25 protein-coding genes and 1 pseudogene are annotated in these 25,965 nt (G+C 58.2%); 14 read left to right on the forward strand and 12 right to left on the reverse strand.

The window, feature by feature from the left end:
• Positions 1-44: 44 nt before the first annotated feature.
• Positions 45-404: a PilZ domain-containing protein gene (locus tag BLS87_RS21820; RefSeq protein WP_074755534.1), complete on the forward strand. Its 360-nt coding sequence runs from the start codon at positions 45-47 to the stop codon at positions 402-404.
• Positions 405-416: 12 nt separating this feature from the next.
• Here the strand turns inward: BLS87_RS21820 and BLS87_RS21825 are convergent, their stop codons facing one another.
• Together BLS87_RS21825 and BLS87_RS21830 are read right to left on the reverse strand one after the other, a co-directional pair.
• Positions 417-1,772 (reverse strand): DUF58 domain-containing protein, encoded by a 1,356-nt coding sequence (locus BLS87_RS21825; RefSeq protein WP_074755536.1) that lies wholly within the window; start codon positions 1,770-1,772, stop codon positions 417-419.
• On the reverse strand, positions 1,769-2,878 hold the full coding sequence (locus BLS87_RS21830; RefSeq protein ID WP_425262244.1) for an AAA family ATPase: 1,110 nt from the start codon (positions 2,876-2,878) through the stop codon (positions 1,769-1,771). Before BLS87_RS21830 ends, BLS87_RS21825 begins: the two co-directional genes overlap by 4 nt.
• A 599-nt stretch (positions 2,879-3,477) precedes the next feature.
• On the opposite strand from BLS87_RS21830, the gene BLS87_RS21835 reads away from it, so the two are divergent.
• Positions 3,478-3,696, forward strand: coding sequence for a hypothetical protein (locus BLS87_RS21835; protein WP_074755540.1), 219 nt, complete (start codon positions 3,478-3,480; stop codon positions 3,694-3,696).
• Positions 3,697-3,771: 75 nt separating this feature from the next.
• Here BLS87_RS21835 and BLS87_RS21840 read toward each other — a convergent pair whose 3' ends face one another.
• Positions 3,772-4,104, reverse strand: a complete 333-nt coding sequence (locus BLS87_RS21840) for a hypothetical protein (protein ID WP_074755542.1) — start codon at positions 4,102-4,104, stop codon at positions 3,772-3,774.
• Positions 4,105-4,379: 275 nt separating this feature from the next.
• Here BLS87_RS21840 and BLS87_RS21845 point away from each other — a divergent pair, with 275 nt between their 5' ends.
• The 3 genes from BLS87_RS21845 to BLS87_RS21855 all read left to right on the forward strand — a co-directional run bounded on the left by BLS87_RS21845 (position 4,380) and on the right by BLS87_RS21855 (position 7,538).
• The gene (locus tag BLS87_RS21845) at positions 4,380-5,087 is read left to right on the forward strand and encodes a hypothetical protein (protein ID WP_074755544.1); all 708 of its coding nucleotides are present in this window, start codon (positions 4,380-4,382) and stop codon (positions 5,085-5,087) included.
• A gap of 179 nt (positions 5,088-5,266) precedes the next feature.
• On the forward strand, positions 5,267-5,653 hold the full coding sequence (locus BLS87_RS21850) for a hypothetical protein (protein ID WP_143024449.1): 387 nt from the start codon (positions 5,267-5,269) through the stop codon (positions 5,651-5,653).
• Between the two features lie 229 nt (positions 5,654-5,882).
• On the forward strand, positions 5,883-7,538 hold the full coding sequence (locus BLS87_RS21855; RefSeq protein ID WP_083370732.1) for a GGDEF domain-containing protein: 1,656 nt from the start codon (positions 5,883-5,885) through the stop codon (positions 7,536-7,538).
• A gap of 190 nt (positions 7,539-7,728) precedes the next feature.
• On the opposite strand, the gene BLS87_RS21860 is transcribed toward BLS87_RS21855, so the two are convergent.
• Positions 7,729-8,343, reverse strand: a complete 615-nt coding sequence (locus BLS87_RS21860; protein ID WP_074755548.1) for a LysE family translocator — start codon at positions 8,341-8,343, stop codon at positions 7,729-7,731.
• Between the two features lie 396 nt (positions 8,344-8,739).
• Entirely contained in the window at positions 8,740-9,483 is a 744-nt protein-coding gene (locus BLS87_RS21865; protein WP_074755550.1) for a GntR family transcriptional regulator, read from the reverse strand.
• Positions 9,484-9,598: 115 nt separating this feature from the next.
• Between BLS87_RS21865 and rraA the strand changes: the two genes are divergently transcribed.
• From rraA to BLS87_RS21890, 5 genes are read left to right on the forward strand one after another with little or no spacing between them, the layout of a single operon-like run.
• Entirely contained in the window at positions 9,599-10,132 is a 534-nt protein-coding gene (gene rraA / locus BLS87_RS21870) for a ribonuclease E activity regulator RraA (RefSeq protein WP_074755552.1), read from the forward strand.
• A gap of 42 nt (positions 10,133-10,174) precedes the next feature.
• Positions 10,175-11,005 (forward strand): alpha/beta fold hydrolase, encoded by an 831-nt coding sequence (locus tag BLS87_RS21875; protein WP_074755554.1) that lies wholly within the window; start codon positions 10,175-10,177, stop codon positions 11,003-11,005.
• Positions 11,006-11,030: 25 nt separating this feature from the next.
• Positions 11,031-11,918, forward strand: a complete 888-nt coding sequence (locus BLS87_RS21880) for an amidohydrolase family protein (protein ID WP_244165882.1) — start codon at positions 11,031-11,033, stop codon at positions 11,916-11,918.
• A complete protein-coding gene (locus BLS87_RS21885) occupies positions 11,915-13,228 on the forward strand; it encodes an MFS transporter (RefSeq protein WP_074755556.1) in 1,314 nt (437 codons plus the stop codon). Before BLS87_RS21880 ends, BLS87_RS21885 begins: the two co-directional genes overlap by 4 nt.
• A 45-nt stretch (positions 13,229-13,273) precedes the next feature.
• A complete protein-coding gene (locus BLS87_RS21890; protein WP_074755557.1) occupies positions 13,274-14,509 on the forward strand; it encodes a PrpF domain-containing protein in 1,236 nt (411 codons plus the stop codon).
• Positions 14,510-14,709: 200 nt separating this feature from the next.
• Here BLS87_RS21890 and BLS87_RS21895 read toward each other — a convergent pair whose 3' ends face one another.
• The 4 genes from BLS87_RS21895 to BLS87_RS21910 are packed head-to-tail and all read right to left on the reverse strand — an operon-like array spanning position 14,710 to position 19,234.
• Positions 14,710-15,927 carry a DUF4350 domain-containing protein gene (locus tag BLS87_RS21895; protein ID WP_074755559.1) on the reverse strand — a complete coding sequence of 406 codons (1,218 nt, stop codon included), beginning with the start codon at positions 15,925-15,927 and terminating at the stop codon, positions 14,710-14,712.
• Positions 15,924-17,516 (reverse strand): DUF4129 domain-containing protein, encoded by a 1,593-nt coding sequence (locus BLS87_RS21900; RefSeq protein WP_074755561.1) that lies wholly within the window; start codon positions 17,514-17,516, stop codon positions 15,924-15,926. Before BLS87_RS21900 ends, BLS87_RS21895 begins: the two co-directional genes overlap by 4 nt.
• Positions 17,503-18,483, reverse strand: a complete 981-nt coding sequence (locus BLS87_RS21905) for a stage II sporulation protein M (protein ID WP_074755786.1) — start codon at positions 18,481-18,483, stop codon at positions 17,503-17,505. Before BLS87_RS21905 ends, BLS87_RS21900 begins: the two co-directional genes overlap by 14 nt.
• A gap of 13 nt (positions 18,484-18,496) precedes the next feature.
• Positions 18,497-19,234 carry an RDD family protein gene (locus BLS87_RS21910; protein WP_074755563.1) on the reverse strand — a complete coding sequence of 246 codons (738 nt, stop codon included), beginning with the start codon at positions 19,232-19,234 and terminating at the stop codon, positions 18,497-18,499.
• A 152-nt stretch (positions 19,235-19,386) separates the two neighbouring features.
• Here BLS87_RS21910 and sbcB point away from each other — a divergent pair, with 152 nt between their 5' ends.
• A complete protein-coding gene (gene sbcB / locus BLS87_RS21915) occupies positions 19,387-20,817 on the forward strand; it encodes an exodeoxyribonuclease I (RefSeq protein WP_074755565.1) in 1,431 nt (476 codons plus the stop codon).
• Between the two features lie 102 nt (positions 20,818-20,919).
• Here the strand turns inward: sbcB and mvaT are convergent, their stop codons facing one another.
• Positions 20,920-21,297, reverse strand: coding sequence for a histone-like nucleoid-structuring protein MvaT (mvaT, locus tag BLS87_RS21920; RefSeq protein ID WP_074755567.1), 378 nt, complete (start codon positions 21,295-21,297; stop codon positions 20,920-20,922).
• A 348-nt stretch (positions 21,298-21,645) separates the two neighbouring features.
• On the opposite strand from mvaT, the gene purU reads away from it, so the two are divergent.
• Positions 21,646-22,497 (forward strand): formyltetrahydrofolate deformylase, encoded by an 852-nt coding sequence (gene purU, locus BLS87_RS21925; protein WP_074755569.1) that lies wholly within the window; start codon positions 21,646-21,648, stop codon positions 22,495-22,497.
• Positions 22,498-22,662: 165 nt separating this feature from the next.
• Positions 22,663-22,854 (forward strand): hypothetical protein, encoded by a 192-nt coding sequence (locus BLS87_RS21930; protein WP_074755571.1) that lies wholly within the window; start codon positions 22,663-22,665, stop codon positions 22,852-22,854.
• On the opposite strand, the gene gpgF is transcribed toward BLS87_RS21930, so the two are convergent.
• Both gpgF and BLS87_RS34715 read right to left on the reverse strand, forming a co-directional pair.
• Positions 22,831-23,826 carry a glucosaminyl phosphatidylglycerol flippase gene (gpgF, locus tag BLS87_RS21935; protein ID WP_074755788.1) on the reverse strand — a complete coding sequence of 332 codons (996 nt, stop codon included), beginning with the start codon at positions 23,824-23,826 and terminating at the stop codon, positions 22,831-22,833. The two genes, BLS87_RS21930 and gpgF, sit on opposite strands and share 24 nt — an antisense overlap.
• Positions 23,823-24,174, reverse strand: a pseudogene (locus BLS87_RS34715) (DUF2334 domain-containing protein); the annotation flags it as partial. The pseudogene BLS87_RS34715 and the gene gpgF, both read right to left, overlap by 4 nt.
• A 254-nt stretch (positions 24,175-24,428) precedes the next feature.
• On the opposite strand from BLS87_RS34715, the gene BLS87_RS21940 reads away from it, so the two are divergent.
• Positions 24,429-25,919 (forward strand): helicase HerA-like domain-containing protein, encoded by a 1,491-nt coding sequence (locus tag BLS87_RS21940; RefSeq protein ID WP_074755573.1) that lies wholly within the window; start codon positions 24,429-24,431, stop codon positions 25,917-25,919.
• The last annotated feature ends 46 nt before the right edge of the window (positions 25,920-25,965 follow it).

The raw sequence follows: 25,965 nt of genomic DNA on the forward strand, positions 1-25,965 counted from the left end.
CTAGCGCGACCATGCTCAATGGTCATTCCAGGGCGTGTCCAACAATGCTCAACGAAAGACGAATCGAGCGTCACCAGTTACCGTATTACCTGCAGGTGTTTAACCGGTACACCGACAAACCGTTGGGGTGCCTGGGTAACGTCTCGGAACAGGGCCTGATGCTGATCAGCGATCTGCCGATTCTCGTCGGCGCCGATTTCCAGCTGCGTCTGAAGGTGCCGGACGAGAAGGGCGGTGTTTACAACATCGACATCAATGCCAGTTGCCTGTGGTGCCAGGAAGATGAAACGCCGCGCGTTTACGACTCGGGTTTCAGATTGCAGGCGGCGCCTCCCGAGTACTTTCACCTGATTCAGGCCTTGCAGCGTTACTTCAGTTTTTACCCGCTGGAAGCGTCGGCCTGACGGCGGCACCTGTCACAAGGTGCCGGCTTTCTTCCATCCCAGATAGCGACTCACCAACTGCGGCCCCAGTTCGCCGGGGCGCACATCCAGCACCGGTATGCCATGAGCGTTCAAACGCTCATGCAAACCTGCCCGTGCGTTCAAAAAGTCTATCGTCCCGCAGTAATCCAGCGCCTCCTGCCAGGTCTGCACCGTCGCCTGGCGACGCTCATCCAGTACCTCTTCGCGAAGGCTGGCGATCAAGACCCGATGATGGCGGCTCAGGTGTTTGACGGCGCCGAGTAAATCCTCATCGTCTTCGTCGCGCAGGTTCGTGATCAGCACCACCAGCGCGCGACGTTTTTGCCTGACCAACAGCTGCCGGATGGCCGCGCCGTAGTCGGCGGGGTGCTGAGTACTGTCAAGGTCGTACACGTGGTTGAGCAGCACATTCAAGTGTGCCGCCCCTTTGACGGGGGACAAGTGGCGATTCTGCTCGGCGGCAAAGGTCGACACACCCACGGCATCGCCCTGACGCAGCGCGATGTAACCGAGCAGCAGGCAGGCGTTGAGGGCGTGATCGAAATGCGTCAGCTCGCCATCCTGGCTGCGCATCCGGCGTCCGCAGTCGAACAGGAAAACGATCTGTTGGTCGCGCTCGTCCTGATATTCCCGCGCAATCGGCGTGCGTTGACGCGCCGTCGCTTTCCAGTCGATCTGCCGCAGGCTGTCGCCCTCGCGAAACTCACGCAGCTGGTTGAATTCCAGACCCAGCCCCCGGCGCTGGCGCTGACGAATGCCGATCTGGCTCAACCAGTTATCCACCGCCAGTAATTGCCCGTTGTGCAGCCGTGCGAAATCCGGATAGACCCGTGCTGAGTGTGTGACCGGCAGGTAACGTCGCGAGAGCCACAAGCGCAGCGGGCTGCGGAGCTGGATTTCGATCCGTTCGAAGGTGAAATGGCCACGGCTCGTGGGGCGCAGCCGGTAGGTCACCTGAGCCTTGCGCTGGGGACGCAGCACGATCTCCTGCGGCAGGTGTTCGACCTCGCAACGATTGCCAGGACCCTCAGGCCCATGATCAAACACGCTCATCGGCAGGGCGCGCAGTGACGCGTGCTCGATGTCGATGCGCACGTCGCTCCAGCGGCCGAGCGCCAGACTGCCGGGCAGGTGGCGTTGCAGGCGGGGTGACGGTAAACGCCCGACCCACCATGCATCCAGTGCGGCCAGTGCGCCCATTACGCAGAGCAGTGCCCAGAACAGGCCGTCGAGTTTTACCGTCGGACCGCGGCCCAGCGACTGGAGAATGCCCAACAACACGGCGAAGCCTGCCAGCACGGCAAGCCACGCCAGCAGCCGGGTCGACGGCTTGAGCAGTTGTTTCATTGGCGCGGCGCCGGGACCTGATCGAGCAACTGCTTGAGCACTTGATCCACCGACATGCCCTCGATGTCGAGCTCGGGCGACAACCTGACACGGTGGCGCAGGACCGCCAGCGCGCAGCCCTTGATGTCATCGGGGACCACAAACTCGCCGCCGCGCAACAGCGCCCGGGCACGTCCGCCACGGACCAGTGCAATCGAGGCGCGAGGGCCGGCGCCGAGTGTCAGGCCCGGCCACGTACGCGTGGCGCGAGCCAGACGCACGGCATAGTCGAGCACCTGTTCGTCCACCGGCAGATCGCTGGCGATGCGTTGCAGCGCCTGTACATCCTTCGCCTGCATCAAGGTCCGTAGCGGCTGGACGTCCAGCATGTCCGAGCGCGTCGAACGCGTCACCTGACGCACCATGTCCAGTTCCTGCTCGGCCTGTGGATAATCCATGCGCAGCTTGAGCATGAAGCGGTCGAGCTCGGCTTCAGGCAGCGGGTAGGTGCCTTCTTGTTCGATGGGGTTCTGAGTGGCCAGCACCATGAACGGCTGCGGCACCGGCAGGGCGCGGCCCTCGAGGGTGACCTGACGCTCCTGCATTGCTTCGAGCAGCGCCGCCTGGGTTTTCGCCGGGGCGCGGTTGATCTCGTCAGCCAGCAGCAGGTGGGTGAACAACGGGCCTTTGCGCAGTTTGAACTGCTCGGTCTGCATGTCGTAGACCGCATGGCCGGTGACATCGCTGGGCATTAAGTCGGGCGTGAACTGGATGCGTGCGAACTCACCGCCAAAGCAGCGGGCGAGGGCGCGCACCAACAAGGTTTTTCCGAGTCCGGGAACGCCCTCCAGCAGGACATGGCCACCACCGATCAACGCGGTCAGCACATCGTCGATGACCGCGTCCTGACCGATTACCGCCTTTTGCAACTCATGACGCACGGCCTGAGCGAGGTGAATCGCACGCTGGCGTTGTTGCGCAGGGTTGCTCGTCGGCGCCGCGTGTGGGGCTGCGTCTTTGTGTTCACCTGCTTTCGGTTCGGTGTTCTTGTGTTCGATGCCGGGCTGTTCGAGGGTTTCGGCCAGGTTCGCTGCGCTGTTCGACGGTTCGGTCGAATGATCGCTCATTATTTCCGGAGCCTTGCTGACGGTTAAATTCGTTTTATCTTCCATAAATCAATGGGTTACCTAATTTAACGGTTTTTGGCTTTTTTGATTGCTGACCCTCGACTCCCGAGCTGCCCCGCAGCGCGAAATCGATCGAATGAACGTGATCCTGATGGCCAGAGTTAATGGCGTCCAATCGTGCATCTTATACTCGACTGCACCATTATCCCCCAAGCATGCCCAAGGCAAATGTCTCTGGGTCATGCACCCACGTGTCGGCATGCACAGAACCGCGATGCCTTTTTCTTCCGACAAGGTGCTCAACCCCCTGAGAACGGCTGGTTTTGGCCGACTGTGTTGAAAAAGTCGGTCCTTCCAAGCTGCGCATGTACTGAGTGCGGAAAATGCCATTTTTGCGCGCATCTACGCGAAATCTGACCCGGAACCCTCTGCTCAAAGCAAAGACTTCAAGCTCAGACCCGTACCTTTATACCGTGGAAACCATGGTCGACTTTTTCAACAGAATCGGCCGATAGCTGACTGTCTAATTGGAAACGCCGAGCTGGAAGGGTTGATAGGCAGCTAGTACGCTCGAGTCCGTCTGATGATAGGAACCTGAAATGGGAAATGACTCCGCGTTACAGATCGAACGCGCCGCTTATGAGGAGTTCGTCCGGCTTTGGAGTCAAGGAAGCTTCGAGCGTCAGCGACTGGGCCAAGCGTTTTACAACCACTTTAATCTACACAAACTCACCGATCAGGTCGGATTACACGATCTGTACGAGGCTGACGGTGATAAAGCCGCACGCTTGATCTCAAGGCTTTTCCACTTTCATTGAGTGACAGCAATCGACCCAAAGCAGTCGCTCAGAAAGTAGGACATTTGCAGATGCGGATAAGTATTCAATCTACTGTCAAATGCGAAACCACTTGAGGACCTCCTCGAGTTCATGCTGCTCGTGCAGGAGGTTCGCCTTGGATTTGAGCGAGGAAATAATGGGAAGGGCTTCTGGAGGAAACTGCGTTGTATCAGCTTTCCTGGCCAGAGCAAGAATAAGCCAGCAGCAGTTCGCAAAGCAGAAAGGACGATCTTGTTCTTCCGTAAGCTTAACCGCCTCTGCGAGGGCATCATAAGCTTCCCCAGGAGTCATCGTCCTCACGATCTCCTCTCTGGCATTCAACAGAGCCCATTCGTCATCTTCGCAACGATCCCGCGCTTTCAGTAAACAATTTCGAAATTCCTTCATCGCGCGCACTCGATATACCTATTTTCCTTCGTTCGGGCTCATAGTAAGCCGATGGATAGAGAAGGTGCTCGGCCCATCGACAAACTTGTTCTCTGAGCGTCCGCTTCTGGCCGTTAGCTGCCGGTGCGAAGTAGCGGCAGCATCAGAGGGCGATCGTCGTGTACGTTTCGAAAACCACATGGTTCCCACTGTTCTCAATCGTCGGTGGAATCCATGGAGCATTCACGCTAATACACTGCTTTTTGTTCTGACAATTGCCAATCGGCTGGAGCGAAATGGATATCAGAGAATTTTGCCTCGCTCATAAATTCGATATGGGCAAGTGTTCGGTCGCGTCAGGCGGTGGTAGTTTTGGACTGGCTGACCTTGAGACCACACCGGTCGAGTTTCTATTACTGGCGGAGGACGATTTTGAACGGGGCGGATTGGCGGCTCTTGTCAACGCTACGGCCAATGCAAAACGTGCCATTGTCAGCCAGCTAGATCAATTGCTAACCTCTTTTGGCTATCCGTCATTCAGATGGAACGTGCCGAAGAAGATTGAACGTCTTAGGGCTTTGGGGCTACTCGCGCCGAGTCTGTTGCGAAAAGTCGTAGACATGCGAAATGTTCTTGAGCATGAGTACGTAACTCCTGAGATTGGAAACGTTGAAGAAGCGTTGGATATCGCGAGTCTCTTTGTGATGTCCGCATCGGCGATGTTCATTCCGTTTGAAGACGTCTTGGAGTTTTCACATCCTGAATCAGGTGTGAGGGAAGGGGCGGTCACACATATCACTGCGGGATTGAACCGAATGGCTGGTAGGGTCTACTACACAGTTTACGCATACGAACCTGGCGAATATGCGGGGCGTTGCGTTGGTCAGTGTGAGATCGAATCAGGGCATGTCGTGTTCGAAGCTATGGTTAAGCTTTCTGCATCGCTGATGCTTCGATACAAGGTCAACCAGGCGCTCAGTGATTTTGAGCGAGCCGTTACGTAACCATGAGTGCTCACGAGATTGGGGCGGCGCCATGAGTGGCAGCTATCGACCCAATGCGGACATTGCCTTTAGCTGATGTTGACCGCCCACGAATCCGTATTGCAGCATGGAATTGCGGAGTGGCAGCGCTGTGCGGCCACTCTGTAAGCGCTACCTTCGCCCCTTACCGGAAGAAGCTCATGATCATGGTGTTACCGAAGATCGAACTCAAGGAACTATCTGTGAAAGCGGAAGCAGACGGTTTAACGCTGGGTGATCTAGTCCCCATTTGCGAAAGGTTCGGCGTTGCACCGCATGATGTGCTGAACGAGCTGTCCGTTGCGGTTGCGGAAGGCTATCTACAAGGATCTTTGCTCTATGATTTTTGTGACGGCGTTATGAACGGGATCATAAATGCGGTGGTTGAAATAGGCATGACTAGCGACATACCTCAGCCCGCTTTCTCGCTTTACCAAGCATTCGATCAAGGTGAATGGATCCGCAGTAATGACCCACCGGAAACTGACCCCAGTGAGAAATACTCGAAGCCGGTGGTAGAGGAAATAATGCGCACCCTTAGAGACTAGCCTTTACAGATCGGGAGGTTTTCGCTTTTCGGCAGGAAGGTAGTGGATCGAACGCCGCTTCTGGCCGGTAGCTGTCTGTTGAAGGGAAGCAAACGCCTACTACGCCGCAAGCGAGGATAACGGCCGCTTTGGTTATCGTGGCGCGCGATTGCTGGCCTCGCATCAGTGATGTCACAATGCCGGGCCATGCCTTGCACGCTACGATAAGCGCGGTTCACGGACTATCACCATGCCCAGCCTCTGTTGCTTTTTTAACACGCCAGGCCCGCCGAAGAGACTTCTCCTCGTTCGGCTGCGTCGACTGCTGTGCTTTGTGCTGCTCTGGGGGCAGGCTGCGTGGGCGGGTTCTGGCCCTCAACAGAACGGCGCCGAGCAGGTCATTGATGTACAGCTACGCTGGAAACATCAGTTCCAGTTCGCGGGCTACTATGCCGCCATCGCAGAGGGCTATTACCGCGAAGAAGGACTGGACGTGCGCTTGCACGAAGGTGGCCCCAATGTCACACCGGTCGAAGAAGTGCTCTCCGGGCGTGCCCAATACGGCGAAGCCAATAGTGAGTTGCTCTACGAACGCCTGCGTGGAAAGCCCTTGGTAGCGCTGGCGGTGATTTTTCAGCATTCACCTTCCGTGCTCCTGGCGCGCACCGACCAAGGTGTTCGCACTGTGCACGACCTGATCAGCAAGCCGGTGATGCTGATGGATGCACAGACCGATGCCGATTTTCTGGCGATGTTCCGTAGCGAGGGTATCCCCTTCGAAAAACTGCAACTGCTACCCAGCAGTTATCAAATTGGGGATTTAGCCAGCGGTAAAGTGACGGCGTTCAACTCGTACCTGACCAACGAGCCCTTCTACCTGCAACAGCGGGGCGTGAACTACAACATCATCTCGCCCGTCACTTACGGGATCGACTTCTACAGCGACATACTGTTCACCACCCAGGCCGAGATTGACGAACACCCAGAGCGGGTCGAGGCCTTCCGCCGCGCTACTCTGCGCGGCTGGCGCTACGCAATGGATAACCCCGAGCGAATCATAGACCTGCTGCTCAATCAGTATTCGGTGGAGAAAAGTCGCGCGCACTTGCAATTCGAGGCTCAGGCCATGCGTCCGCTGGTGGTGTCTGACCTGATCGAGATCGGTCATATGAACCCCGGGCGGTGGCAACGTATGGCTGAAACCTTCCTCCAACTGGGTATGGTCGACAATATCGCCGGTCTGGAAAACTTCATTTACGATCCCAACCCGCCACAGCTTGTCGAGCGGCTGCGCAAGACCATTGTGCTGATCAGTATTAGCTGTGTGCTTGTCCTGATGTTTACTCTGGTTCTGTTGAATGCCCAGCGCCATCTGCGCAACGAGATCAAGTTGCGCAAACTCGCCGAAGAGGAAGTACACAAGCTGGCCTTCTATGACAGCCTGACTGGCTTACCCAATCGCAATAGTTTTATTCCCTTTGCCAGTCAGAAGCTGCTGGCCGCAAAGAGCCGTGGAGAACATCTGGCCCTGTTCTATATCGACTTGAATCACTTCAAGCAGATCAATGATCGTTTTGGCCACCAGGCAGGCGATGCCATCCTGATCCACGTAGCCACGGCCATCAAATCCAACATTCGCGAGTTCGAAATAGCCGCGCGAATGGGCGGTGACGAATTCGTCGTACTGCTCGACGGCGCGCATCACAGAGGCGATATCCAGCGCATCACCCATGAAATCTGCCAGGCCGTCGCCCTGCCCATTCCATGGAAAAACAGCCAGATCCAGGTCAGCGCCAGCCTAGGGGTAGCGTGGTATCCGGAAGATGGCGAAGGTCTCGACGATCTGATTTTCAAGGCAGACACCGCCATGTTCCAAAGCAAAGCCAGCATCGCTGCGCAGGCTTGAAGCGGCTTGCGGTGCCCCTGCGAAAAGACTGGGTACTTCGAAGCCAGTGAGCCACTGCGGTTTTGCGTGTGCCTCGTCCTTTGCATGACGCTTCCAGCCAGCGCCGTCGACGGACCCAGGTTGCAGAAGCTGAATGGCCACTTCCTGGCCGCAAGATGATGTTCCGGTTTTCTCGCGTTCGATTCCGGGCTCAGGTCAGCTGCCGTACGCCCAACCCTAGAATCAATCCGCCACACAGGCGATCAATCACTTTGCGCGCCTGCTGATACGCTGAGGCAATCCTTGCCTGCGACAACGTCAGGGCAACCAGTCCGTACCACGTCAGCGAAACGACTACCACGACGGCCAGCATCGAGGCGAAGGTGCTGACTGAGACGTGGGCAGGGGCAGCGGCTGAAAAGACGGCCGCGTAGAAGGCCATGGATTTGGGATTTCCAATGTTGGTAACGACCCCCTGCAAGAAGGATCTGAAAGCGCTGCCAGCAGGCTCCTCGTCAGTCCGTGAGGCAGGATGTTTGCCAGCGCTGACGATCAGGCGCGCGCCAAACCACATCAGGTAGGCTGCCCCCAGGATCTTCACGATCAGTGCCGCCCATGGGAAGGCTGCAAACATAAGACCCAGTCCCGTGATCGCACAGCTCGACCAGAGCAGGTTCACGACCACGATGCCGGCGACTAATGCCAGCGCTTCGGATCGTGTCCCGGCGACTGCCTTGTGAACAACGGCGACGAAGTTAGGCCCCGGAATAACCACCCCGGCCAGATAAACCCAGAAAACGGTGAGTACCGCAGTACTGTCGAGCATTTCGATCCCTCGTCGCGCTTATCGGCCTCGGCGCCTGGTTGACTATTTCCTCACGTCGGTTGTCGTGAGAGCAGTGATGCTATCCAGTAAAGGCGAGGGCAGTCAGACCCAGATTCTCCAGTTAATTCCCATACAGGGACGCCTGCCGCCCAGTGATCTCCAGCCAGCCATTAGATAATCGGAGATCGCTGTAGCCGCCAGGATTGCCTTGTTGGTATCTGGGCGCTGTTGGCCCGAAGCTGACGGTGGCAAGCTGCCATTCATCCGCGAACGGATTAGGCGGGCAGGCGCTACCTATGCCCAACCAAGGTGCTGCTGATGCAACTCAGAGATGGGTGTTGAAAGGTTCATTGCATGTGGAGCGTTTTATCTGCCGTCGCTCGCTACAATCCTGAATTACTTGATCTCCACCGTGTAATGAAATCTGTCCGCAGGTATATACGACAGTCTCCATTCGACGGGTGCGCCGACATGATCGTGCATCGTTCTTTCGATCTGGATTGCCATCGTCCCCTGAGCGAGTTGGAAGAGTTTGGCATCCTGGTCGGTCAGTGGCTGTGCGGTGAGATCGTCGACCGCGCGGGCCACCAGTACATCGCATTCGGATTCGTACACGGGGTACAGCAAGACCGGAGAGTTAGATTCAAGATACTCAGGCAACTTCTCAAATTTCGGTAACGGCAGCCAGATATGCTCCACCAGCACAATTTCCCCGCCGAAAGATCTGCATCGATGCATGTAGAGCGCGGTTTGCCCAGGCGGGAGCCGTAATTGCTGCGCAGCTTTTTCTGGAGGGGGCAGGATTTTTGTCGCGAGGATTTGGGCGGTGGGCAATTCGTTTCCTTTTGTCCCCCTGAATCGCACGAAGCGCAGCATCGAGGAGCGTTCGAAAGAACGCGACACAAACGTTCCCAGCCCTCGGATACGCTCGACCAAACCGTCTTGCACTAATGCGTCAAGCACCTTGCGCATTGTGCTTACCGAAACTGAATACTCTGCGGCGAGTTTGTCTTCTGAAGGCAACGCTATGCCAGTCGCCCAAGTCCTCTGATTGATTCTTTGCGCCAGGTCGTCACGGATCTGTACGTAGCGGGGCAGGCGGCTATCCGGCTTTTGGCTAGAAGCGTGATCAGAAACCATTTCACTAATCCTTGAGTTTGAGCGTGGCGCGGTACACAGGGAGCGCACATTACCAGACGTTGACAGGTCGCTCAATAAATCTATACTTCTGTACAGAACTACCTAGGAGGTATTCATGACGACCTGCTCAAGCCGCGTTTCAACGGCGGACCTGTGCGATCTCTACTGGGATTCCATGGGGCCCGACATCCAGCAAGCTTTTCCGGGCCTTGTCTCCCTGGGCGGCAAACGCACCTGCGCTGGCCCTGCCATGACAGTCACATGCGTCGACGACAACGTGTTGATCCGGGAACTGGTGTCTTCCCCAGGCAATGGCCAGGTGCTTGTGATCGATGGAGGGGCATCTGCAAACCGTGCCCTGCTGGGCGACGTCCAGACGGCCAAGGCATTGAACAACGGTTGGGCTGGGCTAGTGATCAATGGCTATGTAAGGGATCGAGAGCTCCTGGCCTTACTGCCTTTCGCGGTATTCGCGTTAGGGACTGTACCCCTCAGGCCTCTGAAGACAGGTGCGGGGCATCTCGGCGGCGCGGTCAGTTTCCTGAATATAACCATCGCGCAGGGCGACTGGGTCTATGTGGATAGCGACGGTCTGATCGTTTCCAAGCGCGCACTCGAACTCCCGGCAGAAGCACTGACAGAACAATAAGAGCGTTTCTAGGCGTTAGCTGGAAGTGCGACCAGGAAAGATATGAACTTAAACTCCGAAATAGATAACCCTCTGCTCTTCGTGCGCACCCAAGATGGATGCCGGTTGGCCGTCAGACGTTTGAAGCATGCCGCTGATACTGCCCCCACAGTCGTGTTGATCCATGCTTTGGCTATGGACTCTCAGATGTGGACTGACACTGTCCGAGCATTACAAACGCAGGCCAATGTCTACGCTGTCGACTGTCGTGGTCATGGTCAATCTGACAAGCCAACGGGGCCTTACGATATCGCTCGCTTCAGCGAGGACATCTGCAGCGTCCTTGACCACCTGAAGGTAGATCGGGCCGTGGTGGTGGGCTGTTCCATGGGGGGCACCATAGCCTTGGGAATGGCTGGTCGATACCCGGAACGAGTGGCTGGCCTAGTCGCCATCGACACCACAGCCAGCTACGGCGAAGGGGCTCTCTCGAAATGGTCAGACCGAGGCGAGCAAGCGTTGCGCGACGGGATGGCCTCGTTGGCGGATTTTCAGTGTGAGCGCTGGTTCAGCGCGCAATACCGCCAACTTCATCCACAGGTGGTCAGCCGAGCGCTCGACGTCTTCTTGGCCAATGACACCAAGGCCTACCACCAGGCATGCCTGATGTTGGGCAAAGCCGACGAAAGGGAGCTGCTGCCCCGCTATAAAGGGCCTGCGCGGATCGTCGTCGGAGAGGATGACTACGCCACTCCGATTTCTATGGCCTTGGAGATTCAGCGCCTGCTGCCGAATTCAGTGCTCCAGGTCGTCCCTGAAGCGAGGCACTACACACCCATCGAAACGCCGGTATCTGTGGCTGCGAACATCGACTCTATTTTGGCATCGCTGTAACCCGGCATCACTGAAGGATTCGACAATGACAATAAAAAGAAGAAGTTTTTTGATGGGGGCGGCTGCCGCACTTGCGTGCATTCCGCTGCGCGATCTGTTCGCCGCTGGGGAAGCTTCATACGAGCCCGTATTCGACGCACACTTTCATTTGTTCGACCCTGCTTACCCGATAGACGCTAATGGTGGGTACACGCCACCTACGTTTTCCCAGGCTGATTACCAGCGGCTCGCGACCCCTTTAGGGATTTGCTCGGGCGTTTTGGTCGGCAGCTCGTTCCAAGGCTACCGGCAGGATTGGTTATGCGACGCACTCACCAAGCTGGGAACTGAATGGGTCGGAATCACCCAATTACCTATGGACGCTTCGGACGCGGAAATTCTTAGGCTTGCGAAGTTTGGGGTTCGCGGCATTCGCTTCAATATTTATCGCGGTGATGAAATTTCGATGGATCAACTGGTGGCGCTCTCCCAGCGAGCATTCGATCTTGCAGGATGGCATCCAGAAGTCTATCTGGATGCTTCCCAAATACGAGCGCATGTGCCGCAGCTGAGTAAGCTCCGTGGCTTGGTTATTGATCATCTCGGCATGACCGAAGCGGGCTTGCCTGTGTTATTGGATCTGGTTGACGCCGGTGCCAAGGTCAAGGCTTCAGGATTTGGCAGGGTCAATCTGGATGTGCCTCGCGCACTCGAACGTATTGCCCGGCGCAGCCCGGACGCCTTGATGTTCGGGTCGGATATGCCGTCTACACGCGCCAAGAGGCCATTCCAGGCTGCCGATATACAGCTCATCAAATCCATCCTGGGGCAAGAGTTGGCGCGTAAGGCGCTTTGGAGTAACGGGCGCAGCCTTTATCGCTTGCCGGTTACCGATCAAGTCAAACTGACCACGCGCAGAGAGGGTGCCCTATGAACACATCTATTGAAAAACGCACCATCAAAAAAGTTGGATTGCGGCTGATCCCGCTGATGCTGGTTTGTTATCTGGTCAATTATCTAGACCGTATTAACGTGGGTTTCGCTGCATTACACATGAACGAAGATGTTGGAATCACTGCAACAGTATTCGGATGGGGGGCAGGGCTGTTCTTTATCAGTTACTTTCTCTGTGAAGTGCCCAGCAATATGGCCCTTCATCGGGTAGGTGCACGTCGCTGGATTGCCAGAATAATGATTACCTGGGGGATCGTTTCAACCTGCTTTGCCTTTGTTCAGGGGCCGGTATCATTCATGGCTTTGCGATTCTTGCTAGGAATCGCCGAAGCGGGTTTTTTTCCGGGTATGGTGCTCTACATAAGCTATTGGTTTCCGCAGGAGTACCGCGGGCGATTGACAGCGTTGTTCATGACCGCGATTCCCCTGTCTGCTCTTATTGGCGCCCCTTTGTCTGGGTTTTTGCTGGAAACCGCCAGCTTCTGGAGTATCGCCAGCTGGAAGTGGATGTTCATCATCGAAGGTGTTCCAGCGATTATTTTGGGCGTAGTGGTTCTGGTGTATCTCACCGACAGGCCGTCTGAAGCCAAGTGGCTCACTCCAGAAGAGAAAGATTGGCTGGTCTCCAAGCTCTCCGTGGAAAAAACGGCCAGTCATCTCTCCAGCTTCAAGGATGCCTTCAAAAGCCTGAACGTGATGCTCATGGGCGTTATTCATTTGGGATTCGCTGTCGGCTCCTACGGGATTGCGATTTGGCTGCCTCAGATCCTCAAAGGGCACGGCTTGAGCAGTTTCCACATCGGACTGATGTCGATGATCCCTTACGGTGTCGCAATTGTAGGAATGATCGCTTGGGGCGCTTTGTCGGATAAAAGCCCTAACCGTTCCCTCCATGTGGCTGCCAGTTGCATGCTCGGTGCGATAGGCCTGTTGATAGCTGCTGCTGTGCCCACACTGTCCGGAGCCATGGTGGGCATCTCAATCAGCACCTTGGGTGTGATTGCAGCGCGACCGATATTCTGGACTTTGCCGGGCAGCTTTCTCACCGGCTCAGCAGCGGCGGCGGGTATAGCGTTCATCAATGCGTTTGGCAATCTCGGCGGATTCATAGGGCCTTACGTAATTGGTCTTATTAAAGACCAAACGGGTTCCTTTACCCTGGGTATCGTGGCCACATCCTTGCCATTGGCGTTAAGCGTCGTTGCAGCATTGGTTTTGGCCAAACGCCTAGCGCCACTCAGAGCCGTCGCAGCGGCCAATACTTCTGAATCCGTGCAGGAGCCTATGTAAGGGCTGCCTCAATGATGTGTGGAGTTGTCGATATTGAAATCACCTATGTTTCCCATCTCCCAGAATGGCTTTAGCCCTCAGATGCACGCTGGCGTGATGGAGTTGCCAGTGCATTACATGAGGGGTGGCACTTCCACCGGCGTTGTGATCTGGGAGCCCTTGCTTCCCCGTGATGAGGGGCTGCGTGCAGAGCTGTTGCGTCACCTCATGGGCGTACCTCTGGATGGAAATCAGCAGGGCAATCGGCAGATAACCGGGCTAGGTCGTGGCCCTGCCACGAGCAATAAGGTGTTCTTGGCACGGGTGGAAGACACGCCCTCGGGGCGTCAGATCGTGAGTACACTTGCCCAGTTGGCCAGTGATCATAGCGACATAGACTGGAGTGTGAATTGCGGCAACATGTCTTCCGCGTTGCCGCTATGGGCTATCGACATGGGCTTGATCGAAGTGCCTGCGGCTGGGAGCTTCGACATCGAAATCAAGAACACTAACACGGGCGTTCTTACCGTCGCCCGGATGTCTCGCGATGTTCAGGGCCGATTTATGAATGCCGAGATCCCGGGTGTTTCCGGCGCGTTTCCCCGCGTGGATCTTTTCCTTCAATCTCCCGGGGGCAACAAGACCGGCGCCCTTTTACCTACAGGCAACGTCTTGGACACAATCGCCGGGCACAATGTGTCATGTGTAGACGTGGCTGTGCCCATGGTAATTGCCGATGCCGCCAGCTTTGGCAAAACAGGCCACGAAGCCATTTCAGAACTCGAAGCCGACGCTGTGTTCATGGCGAAGCTCAGGCGAGTATGGATTGAGGCGGGTTTGAAGATGCAGCTTCGGCGTCGCGAAGGCGAGCTCATGAGCCTGGCCGATCTCGAACGAAGTGAAACCATTCCCAAAGTGTGCATCGTGGGCGCGCCGCGTCACGGCGGGCACATTGCAGTCCGGTATTTCACGCCCCAGACGGGGCACGCTTCGATGGCCGTCTCTGGCGGCTGCTGTCTCGCCGCCGCATGCTTGCTCGCGGGAAGCACCGCCCATGCGGTGGCCGTGGGTCTGAAAGGTATCTCAGCGACATATTCGGATGTAGAGGTGAGTATCGAGAATCCGGCTGGCATGTTGGATACCACGGTCAGTGTCAAGGCTCATACCGATAGCATAGACATCCGCGCCGCTGCTTACCGACGCAATACCCAAATCTTGATGCGCGGCCATGTCCCCCTTTATCGAGCGTCAGTGCAATTGATCGAAGCGATGGAGACAGCGGCGAAATCGGTGATCGATTGAGCGTCATCTTTGAGTGTTTTGAGTCATCACGCGACCAACACCTTACTGTAAGAGGTGACCTAGAGTGCGCCGCTCATGGCTGCTTCTGGCCGATAGTTATCACTGACCCCACTCGCTAGATTTCGTCAGTCGAAAGCACCGTTCAGCACCTCGTAGATGAGGCAGGTTGCCAATGCAACCAACGACTGCAACGCTCCGGATCATAAGGCATTCCTGAGGGTTTGCAGGTAGGCAACCTGACGGGTGAATTCGGTGCTGGACAGGCGTTCTTCAAGGCGCGGGCGCAAGGCCTGGCCAATGTGGCGGGTCGGCTGGCGAGTGATGCGGGCCAGCAATTGCCATTGTTCGGTGACCGGTAACGCTTCGAAGCCGGGATGGCGCTGTCGGGCGCGACGCAGTATGTCTTGCTGCAGGGACCGTAGCAGCGCGTGTTGACCTCGGCGGCGCAGCAGGAAGTCGGCGCTGGCGCGCAGGTGCTCACTCAATTGCCGGCGCGCCCGCGAGGGCTCGGGCTGTAGAGGGCCGTGGCGCATGCCGGCGTGCCAGAGACCTGCACCCAGGCACAGCGCCAATGCCAACAACGCCTGCGGGAAATACTTCCAGAGCAGCCCGAACAAGTCGTCGTGATCGGTGCGCAGCAAGAAGGTGACGTCGCTGTCCTGGCTCAAGTACCACAGCAACCAGGCATTGTCGTATTTGCCGATGGCGCGGGTTTTCCACAGGTCTGCGTCAGTGAGGATCGTGATCAGGCCGTTGCCGTACACCATTTGCAGCAGGTGGGTGGCGTCGGCGCTGTTGGCCCAGGATTGTGCGTGGTCCTGCGGATCGTCCAGGTGAAAGGCCGGATCGAAACTCATGTAGGCCGGGTCGTTTTCGTTTTGTACGTAGAGCCGGGTCAGCTCGGGCCAGGGCGTTTTCGGCGCCTCGATGTCCGGCGTGCTCAACGGGATGACGGGCTTGATCTGCTCGCGTTCACGTCGCCTGTCCTGTTCGCGCAGGTCACGGGTGAGGAACTGATGGATCTGCAACTGATCGAGCAACAGGTCACCGCTGCGGCCTTTCTTTTCATCCCACAGCTGCTCGGCGACGAACAGCAGTCGCCCGCCTGCACGGGTCCAGCTCAGCAACCGGGTGACGTCGGCCGGGGTCATCTTTTCGCGTGTGTCCAGCAGCATCAGGGTCTGCGTTTGCTGGCGCGTGTCGGGCAGGTGATTGAGGGCCTGGGTGACGTTGACTGACACGCCTCGCTGACGCAAAAACGTTTCGGCAGCCAGGTACGGGTTGGCCCGTACCTCAGGCGACGCGCCTTGGTCGACCACCTCTTCATAGTGCTCGATACGGTTGAGCAGCGGTGCGCTGGCAATCGCGACGCACACCAGCACGATGGCGCCAATCAGCATCCCTGTGCGCCGGTTCATGCAGCAGCGCCCTTGGCGAACAGCCGCCGCCAGTCGTCACACAGGGCTTGCTGCACGTGCGCCTCAGGAAGCTGATGACCGTAGGCCAGGTTTTGCCAGTGGCGTGTCAGTTCATGGCTGTAGGCGTGGAGCGTTGGCTGGTTCAGGGCGTCGACGCGTGCCAGCACCTGACCTTCGGTGTCGGCATTTCTCAGAGGCAGTTGATAGTCGGTGAGCAGGCGGTTGAGCAGGGCGCGGTAGAGCAGGCTGAGGGCTTCGCGGGGGGCGTGTGACCAGAGTTTTTCTGCGGCACTGGCGACGTCGTCCGGCAGACTCTCGGCGGCCACCTGCAGACCGAACAGCTGTTGAGGTGTTGCGCGCGCAGAGGGTTTCTTGCGTTGGCCCCGGCTGACAAACGTGCCGAACCAGGCGCGATAACGCCACGCGGCCCAGGCAACGACCACGGCGATCAAGGTCCATAGCAGGGCTTCGAAAACCGTCGACAGGGTTTTGCCTGCGTTCAGTAAGCCCACCACCAGCTTCGCCAGCCATTGAGGGCTGTCGCCGGTCTTTGCACTGTGTTTCTGTTCGGAGATTCGCCAGCCCGAGACGGTTTTCGGGTTCTTGAAGGGCGGGCTGTCCAGCACGGTTTTGATGGCTTGCCGCGAGGCCTGGCTGGTCAGTGGCTGGTTCAGCAATCGCGCTGCGGTGGGGCCTGCCACCTGCTCGTCCGCCAGAGGAGAGTCCAGAGGCGGCAACGGGCAGCTGTAATTCGATTCGCCTGGGGGCTCGGCGGCCATCGTGGTCGACGGAGACAGGCTGAAGGCAAGTGATACGCCGATCAAGAGCGCATAGGCGCTGCCCATCACGCGCTGGCGCAATTGGCGGAACGCCAGTTCGATGTCCCAGGCTTCCAGCGTCGTACGGCGATTGAGGTAAAGGGCGAAACCGCAAGAGACATAGGTCGGGCCCCAGAACACCAGCACCAGCGCGTAGAACGCATTGGTCAAATGTTCCAGCCAGTTCCATTGCCCTTCGATGTCCAGCAGGCTACGCCATGACCAGTCCAGTTCAACCTGCTGGGGAATGAGCGCGTAGAACAGCAACATTGCACCGACCCAGAGGCACATCTCCAGGGTGCTGCCCATGGACGTCAGACAGCGCGCGACGCGTCGGTCCTTTTGTCCCAGCAGCGCGATGCGTTGTGCCCGTGACAATCCGTTCAGGCCTTCAAGTTGCTGCACGGGCAAATAGAAGCTGCGGCTCAGACTGAAACGGCGCCATGTCAGGCTGGCGAGCAACTGGGGTTTGAGCGCGCGCGGCCAGGCCTTGAGCGCCTCCTTCAACGATGGCGTTGCGCCGAACAGCGCTTGGGAAAGGATCAGCAACGGCAGCCGTTCGAACGCGGGCTTGAGCCACCAGAACAGCAGCACCGCCACGCTGGGATAGTTCCAGAGCAACCCGCTGATCAGCGCGAAAATCGGCAACGTGACCATCGCCCAACTGGTCATGAGCAGACGCCGATGCTGACGCGCGAGGAGGACGCCGAGGTCGATGGCTTCCCATGGATTGCGCGGGCGAATCGCCACGCAGGCTTCAGTCAGGCGCATGAGGTGTGCGCCCGGCGAACATCAGATAGGAGGCGACCAACGCCCACAACACGGCGCCCACCAGGTATTTGGTGGTGGGCTGCGGCCAGGTCATCGACGACCAGTAGGCTTCGATAAAAGCGGCAATCAACAGAAACAACATCACGCCGCCGATCAGCCGGACGCTGGTTTTTGCGGCGATGCGCAGGGCTTCCCCTCGTCGCATCGGGCCGGGTGCGAGCAGTGCCCAGCCCAGTTTCAGGCCCGCAGCGCCCGCCAGCGCGATAGCGGTCAATTCGAAGGCGCCATGCCCCACCACAAACGGCCAGAACGTTTGGCCGAAGCCGACATCGGTGAGGTGACCTGCGACGGCGCCGATCATCAGGCCATTGAAGAACAGGAAGAACAAGCTGCCCAAGCCAAACAGCAACCCGCTGGCGAAGGTCTGAAAGGCGATACCGATGTTGTGCATGATGTAGTAGCCGAACATCAGCCAGTCGGTGCTCGAGGCGCGTTCTGCGGCTTGGCCGATACGACGAGCCGCAGGGTCGTACATGGATTCCATTTCGCTGACTTGAGCGGGGCTGACCACGCTGTAGATCAGGTCCGGATACCCGTACACCAGCAGTCCCATCACGATCAGGCTGCCGAAGAACAAGACGAGGGCCAAGGTGACCAGCCGCCATTCGGCACGCACCAGTCGCGGGAAATCTGCGAGTACGAATGCCAGCAACTGGGCCGCGAACTGGCTGCGGTGGCGATACAGCTGTTGATGGCCGCGCATGGCGAGCTGTTGCAGCGGCTCGACCAGATGGCTGCTGTAACCGCGCGCTTGAGCCAGCGCCAGGTGCTGACAGATTTGCCGGTACGCCTGCGTGAAACCGTCGCCTGCGTCGTGCCGGCGTCGGCTGCGTTCCAGCGCGTCGAGGCGCTCGCCGAACTGCTGCCAAGCGTCTTGATGGCGTTGTTCGAAATGGCTTTGCTTCATGGCGAGCACCGCTTCATGCCGATCCCGCCAGTGTGCGAGCGATGCCATTCAACTGGCTCACTGCTTGTTGCGGGTCGCTGTGGGCAGGCATCTGCAGCGGTTCGGCGAGTATCGATGCAAGCTCCTCGGCCCGCGCCGGGGCGAGCCCCGCCTGACGCTCGGCGAAGGCCAATACGGCGCGTTGTTCCGACAAGGTCAGCACCCACGGTGGCATCACGGGTGGCGCATCGGGCAGCGCCGGGCGAGGTGTGGGGGCGTCGCGGTAAATCACCAGCGTCCCCGCTGCCAGATCGCCAAGGCGTTTGAACAGCGGGTGTTGCAAGCAGGCAAACGCCCCGACGCTGTAACCGAACGGCAGCATGTCGACGAAGCGCAACAGATTGCGCAGCAGCGAGGCCGACCAGCCGACCGGCGTACCGTCATCGTGGACCACGCGCAATCCCATCATCTGCTTACCGGGTGTGCGTCCCTGATGCAGGACCTCGAACAGCACCATGTACCACCAGTTGATCAGGAACAGCACCAGCACGAACACGCCAGTGCCAAACTCACCCAGCGCTCCCAGCACAAAGAACAGTCCGGTCAGCAGGGCACCGCGAATCAGCAGATCGATGCTGAAGGCCAGCGAGCGCGCCAACAGTCCGGCAGGACGCAGCATCAGGTCGATGCCTTCCGGGGTTTCCATGCGGATACGGGTGTCCAGCGGGGCAGGCTGCGCAGCGTTCCTTGGCCAAGCGTGCGAGGTGGACATTGTGGGGAGGGATACGCCTTGAAATAAAGTCTGATGCTAGCCACGCAGGGGGAGGTAAGCAACCTGCGCATAACCTCGTTACATCTGCCGCCTCGATAGCGCGTCAGGTCCATCTGTTAGACTTGCCCGGTCTTTTGTTCAGGATCAGCCCCGTGACCTCCAGCATCTTCTGGTACGACTACGAAACCACCGGGATCAATCCGCGTAACGACCGTCCTCTGCAAATGGCGGGGATACGCACCGATGAGCAGCTCAACGAAATCGCCGACCCCGTCAACCTCTATTGCCAGCCGAGCGACGACATCCTGCCGCACCCGGCAGCCTGCCTGGTCACGGGCATCACCCCGGCACGGCTGGCGGAAAAAGGATTGTGCGAAGCGGATTTCATGACCCGCGTGCATGCCGAGCTTTCACAACCCGGCACCTGTGGTGCGGGTTACAACACGCTGCGTTTCGATGACGAGATGACGCGCTACAGCCTGTATCGCAACTTCTTCGACCCGTACGGGCGGGAGTGGCAGGGCGGCAACAGTCGCTGGGACCTGATCGATGTCGTGCGTACCGCCTATGCCCTTCGCCCCGAAGGCATTGTCTGGCCGGAAGAAGAGGGGCGCGTCACGCTGAAACTTGAGCGTCTCACTGCGGCCAATGGCATCGATCACGGTCAGGCCCACGATGCGCTGTCCGATGTGCGTGCAACTATTGCACTCGCACGTTTGATTCGCGACAAACAACCCAAGCTGTACGACTATCTTTTCCAGTTACGCAGCAAGCACAAGGTGCAGGAGCAGATACGGTTGTTGCAGCCGCTGGTGCATATATCCGGCCGGTTTTCCGCCGCGCGAAGTTACCTGAGCGTCGTATTACCGCTGGCCTGGCATCCGACCAATCGCAATGCGCTGATTGTCTGCGACCTTTTTCATGATCACCGTCCGTTGCTGGACGAAGACGGCGAGACCTTGCGCCAGCGTTTATATACACGTCGTGAAGATCTGGCGCAGGGGCAGTTGCCAGTGCCGCTCAAACTACTGCATATAAATAAATGCCCGGTCGTCGCGCCTCTGAGCGTCTTGCGCGAGGAAGATCGCCAGCGGTTGCAGTTGGACATGAGCGTCTTGAAAGAGCGTGTCTTGCGGCTGAATGAAGGGCAGGCGATCTGGCAGGAAAAGTTGAAAACGGTTTACACCAGTGATGAATTCGCGGCGAGTGATGACCCCGAGCAGCAGTTATATGATGGGTTTATTAACGACCGGGATCGTCGTCTTTGTGAGCAGGTCCGTATTGCCGAGCCGCAGCAACTGGGGAGCGAGGCCTGGCCTTTCGATGACCCTCGTCTGCCCGAGTTATTGTTCCGTTACCGCGCCCGAAACTTTGCCGAAACCCTGAGCGTCGAAGAGCAACAACGCTGGTTAAGCTTTTGCCAGTTGCGCCTCACCGACCCGCAGGCTGGTGCGCCCAACACGTTGAAAGCCTTTACCAAAGCCTTGATCGCGCAGTCCCTCACCGCGACGCCCCAGCAACTCAAGGTGCTGAGCCAGTGGCAGGATTATGCGTTGCAACTTCAGCAGCGAGTGGGCTTGTAAACGGGGGCTGCGTTTTCGCGGCCAATAAAAAACGCCAGCATTTGCTGGCGTTTTTCTTGAGTCGCACATCACTGCACAACAGCTAGCGCACTACGTGGGTAATTAGCCCAGCAGAGTTGCCCAGCTTTCAACCTCGTCGCCGCCCCACTTGGCTTTCCACTCTTTCAGGGTTTTGTGGTTGCCGCCTTTGGTTTCGATGATTTCACCGTTGTGCGGGTTCTTGTATTGCTTGACCTTGCGCGCGCGCTTGGTGCCGGTAGTTTTGACCGCAGCGCCGCGAGGGGCCTTCATTTTGGAATCTGGATCCAGCAGCGCGATGATGTCACGCAGGGATTTCTGGTATTCGCCCATCAGGGTGCGCAGTTTGCCTTCGAACTCAAGTTCCTTTTGCAGTTTGTCGTCTTGTTGCAGGTTTTGCAGACGCGCTTGCAGTTCTTTGATGGCTTCTTCTGTTGCGCGGTATTCGTTGATCAGGGACATGAGGGCTACCTGTGTTGTGATGAGCAGGGTGTAATGACGCAATAATAGTCACAGCGTTTGCGCAAGTAAACATTTAAGAAAAGTTTTATCTGTAGCATTTTGAAATAGCTGAGTGATCTGCGCATTCATGAAACAAATGTTATGTGGCCGGCGTTCAAAAGAATGCCTCTACTGAGTGCCTTATCTGCGCCTTGTTAGATCCGGGAGGGGCGGCTCGGGAGCAGCGACCCATTACCGTTGATCCGAGGCGCATTTTCACCCCATGAAATCAGTGTCATCGGAATACTGCAGAGTCGTCGGGTAGTCGCTAGAATAGCCGCCTTTGCGAAGTTCTGGAGTTTCCCCCTCATGCGCACTTTTCGTCTGGTCATCGCGTGCCCGGACCGCGTTGGCATCGTTGCCAAAGTCAGTAACTTTCTGGCGTCGTACAACGGCTGGATTACCGAAGCGAGCCATCATTCTGACAACCTCAGCGGCTGGTTCTTCATGCGTCACGAAATCCGTGCCGACACGCTGCCGTTCGACCTCGAGGGTTTCCGCGAGGCATTCACTCCCATCGCTGAAGAGTTCTCGATGGACTGGCGCATCACGGACTCCGATCAGAAAAAACGCGTCGTGCTGATGGCCAGCCGCGAATCGCATTGCCTGGCGGACTTGCTGCACCGCTGGCACAGCGATGAGCTGGATTGCGAAATCGCCTGTGTGATTTCCAACCACCAGGACCTGCGCAGCATGGTCGAGTGGCACAACATTCCTTACCACTACGTACCGGTCGATCCAAAAGACAAAGAGCCGGCCTTCGCTGAAGTTTCACGCCTGGTGAAACAGCACGAAGCCGATGTGGTGGTGCTCGCCCGTTACATGCAGATCCTGCCGCCTGATCTTTGCCGCGAATACGCACATCAGGTCATCAACATCCATCACAGCTTCCTGCCGTCGTTCGTGGGCGCCAAGCCTTACCATCAAGCATCGCTGCGTGGCGTGAAGCTGATCGGTGCGACCTGTCACTACGTCACCGAAGAGCTGGACGCTGGCCCGATCATCGAGCAGGACGTGGTGCGCGTCAGCCACCGCGACAGCATCGAGAACATGGTGCGTTTCGGTCGTGACGTCGAGAAGATGGTGCTGGCCCGCGGCTTGCGCGCGCACCTGGAAGACCGCGTTCTGGTCCATGACAACAAGACCGTGGTGTTCGACTGAGCCGGACGATAGAGTCCAGCCAGAGAGGCAGCGTTTAAGCGCCAGATCTGTGGGGGCCAGTTCATCCGCCATGCAATGTGTCAGGCGACACAGCGCAGTGAATGCACTGGCGCCTCACGAATGAAGTCGTCCCACAGTTCATCCGTAGACCAGCGGAGCACAGCCATGACCGACCCACTCGACAAAGCCACCTCCAACGCTCCGCCCACCTTGGGTGAAGGCTGTCTGAGCCGTTATGACCCGGAGGCGTTGTCTCCCGAGGACGGCACCGATTTCGAGGGGGCCGCTCAGTTGTGGGAGCGACTCAAGCCTGAGGAAACGGACGAAGAGGCTTCACGCCGCCCGGATCCGGAGTAGTTTCATCAACAAGGGTCGGCCCACCATCAGCAGAAACACCGGTCCGCCCGCCACCAGATAGAAGTAGTACGTCACGATCCGCCAGATCAGAATCGCCGCGGCAGCGGTCGATTTGCCCACCATCGGCGCCAACAGGGCCGCCGAGGTCAATTCCGCAGCACCGGCCCCGCCCGGCGACAGGCTGAACTGTCCCGCGCTCAGCGACAGCATTTGCACCAGAAACGTCCAGGCCCAATCGATGTTCACGCCAAGCCCCTGCAAGGCCAGGTACATCACGCTGTAACGCAGGCTCCAGTGCACGCAGGTCAGCGCGAAGACCTTGAGCAATATGCGGTGGGGCATCTTCCAGGTTTCAGCCAGCGCATCGCGAAAATGCAATAACTTGCGCGCCCATCGGATGCGCGTGGTGTTTTTGCGTTTAAGGCGTTTGAGCAGCTTGCCGTTCAGCAGAATGATTCGACGGTGATACCGTGCAAAACCTGCGCAGGCACCCAGGCCCGCGCCGATCAGCAATGCGCTGGCAATGAGCATCCATTCAAGGTTTTCGCTGAGTTTGTGAAAGACCGCGTAAATCAGGATGCCGATCAGCGCGAGCAGAAAAAACACCAGGTCATTGAGCTGATCCGTGGCAAACGCCGCCGTGCTCTTTGCCGGACCGATACCGCTGCGTGACAGCAGCGCCACCAGCGTCAACGGCGCACCGCTGCCACCGGGCGTCGCGCAGTACGCGAATTCGGTGGCCATGACCACTGCCAGAATTTTGCGCATTCCCAGTCCTCCCGCGCTCTCGCCCAACAGCAGGCGCAAGCGCAGGGTGTTCATGCACCAGCCGACCAGAACCATGCCAAACATGCCGAGCAGCAAGGGGAGCGGAAAGTTGCGCAGGCGGTGAAACATATCCGCGCCGCCCATGAAGAAGGGAATCAGAAGGGCAAGTACCAGCACCACCGCCAGCCAGACAAGTCGCTTCACGCCGCGGACCTGGCAGCGCATTGCCGTTGCAGCCCGTCAAACCTGGTCATGGGCTCACGGCCTTCTTCGAGCAGGCGTTCAAGGGGTGCAGCCGATACCGGCGAGAGAAATCATGGCGCATGTCCACGGGGTGTAGCCCGTGGCGGATAGGGGTGGCGTTATGCAAATGAGCCTCGCGATGGTCACTTATTATTTTCGGGAGTCCGCGTCGCCAGCAACTGCGCGCGCTCCAGACAATACCCGGTGCGTCGATCGGGGAAAAGTCCGGCAGACGATACAGGTGTTGTGCACCACTGGTGCATCAATGGTGCAGCCCTGTGGGCATTGGCGCAAAGCCGCTCGCGTGCCTGGAATATGCCCCATCGTGCTGACGTGCTCAGCCACGGTTGCTCCTTCCTGCGGTATTACGCCCTTCGTTGACCACTCACAAGATGAGTTGTTCGGTGGTGGTGGAAAGCCATTGTGCAATCGCCGACGCTGTGGGCTTCTCGTGGCGTGAACTAGAGTGAAGAAGCCGACGCGGGTTGGCGATGTTCAATGCGGGCGAAGCTCGGTGAATCGCTTTGGCCTTATTCGAAAACAAGCGACCTTTGGGGGATGACATGCCGGATTCTCAACACATTCTGGTCGGCGCGGGCCTCGACGGTCAGCCGATCGGTCAGGCGATGCGTCTGGCCAATCGTCACGGACTGGTGGCTGGGGCGACAGGCACCGGAAAAACCGTGACCTTGCAGCGCCTGGCGGAAGTGTTCAGCGACGCAGGTGTGGCGGTCTTTGCTGCAGATATCAAAGGCGACCTTTGTGGGCTGGGCGCAGCGGGCAATCCTCAGGGCAAGGTGGCCGAGCGTATTGCCGGGATGCCTTGGCTCAACCATACGCCGCAGGCGTACCCGGTGACGTTGTGGGATGTGCAGGGCCAGTCGGGCCACCCACTTCGTACGACGTTGTCCGAAATGGGGCCGTTACTGCTCGGAAGCCTTTTGGAATTGACCGACAGTCAACAGTCGGCCCTGTATGCCGCGTTCAAGGTCGCCGACCGCGAGGGACTGTTGTTGCTGGATATCAAGGACCTCAAGGCGTTACTCAACTACTTGCGTGACAACCCACAAGTGCTGGGTGAAGACAGCGCGCTGATGACGACAGGTTCCAGCCAGGCCTTGTTGCGTCGTCTGGCGGTGCTTGAGCAACAGGGCGCCGAAGCGCTGTTCGGCGAACCGGCCCTGCAACTCGAAGACATCCTGCAGCCAGCGAGCGATGGGCGAGGGCGTATTCACCTGCTGGACGCCAGCCGTCTGGTGCATGAGGCGCCGAAGGTCTACGCGACGTTCCTGTTGTGGTTATTGGCCGAGTTATTCGAGCAGCTTCCTGAGCGTGGCGACGCCGACAAACCGCTGCTGGCGCTGTTTTTCGACGAGGCGCATCTGCTGTTCGCCGATACGCCGAAAGCGCTGCAGGACCGGCTTGAACAGGTGGTCCGGCTGATTCGCTCCAAGGGCGTGGGTGTTTTTTTCGTCACGCAGTCTCCCTCCGACCTGCCCGACACGATCCTTGCGCAACTGGGCTTGCGTATTCAGCACGGCTTGAGGGCTTTCACCAGCAAAGAGCAGAAATCGCTGAGAGCCGTGGCGGAAGGGTTCCGGCCCAATCCCGAATTCGATGCGCTGACGGTGTTGACCGAGTTGGGGATCGGTGAAGCGCTGGTGGGAACCCTGCAGGAGAAGGGCACGCCGGAAATGGTCAAGCGTGTGCTGGTTGCACCACCGCAATCGAGGATAGGGCCGCTGAGCGATGCAGAGCGCGCGGCGTTGATCGCCCAATCGCCGCTGTCCGGTCGTTACGACAAGCCGGTCGATCGCGAGTCGGCGTATGAAATGCTGCTGGCGAGGAAAGGCGCAACTTCTGAATCAGGGCAGGCGCCCGTTGCAGACGAGAAAGCAGAAGGCGGCTTTGCCGACATGGCCGGCGGTTTTCTGGGCGGGCTGGCAGGGCAGGCGGTCAAAAGTGCGATGCGTCAGGCTGCCAATCAGATTGGTCGCGAGCTGGTGCGAGGCTTGATGGGGTCGTTGCTGGGAGGGAGCAAGAAGCGACGCTGACGGCTGGCTTTCAGGTTTTCCATCCACCCAAAACAACAGTGCCCAC

It is taken from the genome of Pseudomonas abietaniphila, assembly GCF_900100795.1.
GTDB classification, from domain to species: domain Bacteria; phylum Pseudomonadota; class Gammaproteobacteria; order Pseudomonadales; family Pseudomonadaceae; genus Aquipseudomonas; species Aquipseudomonas abietaniphila.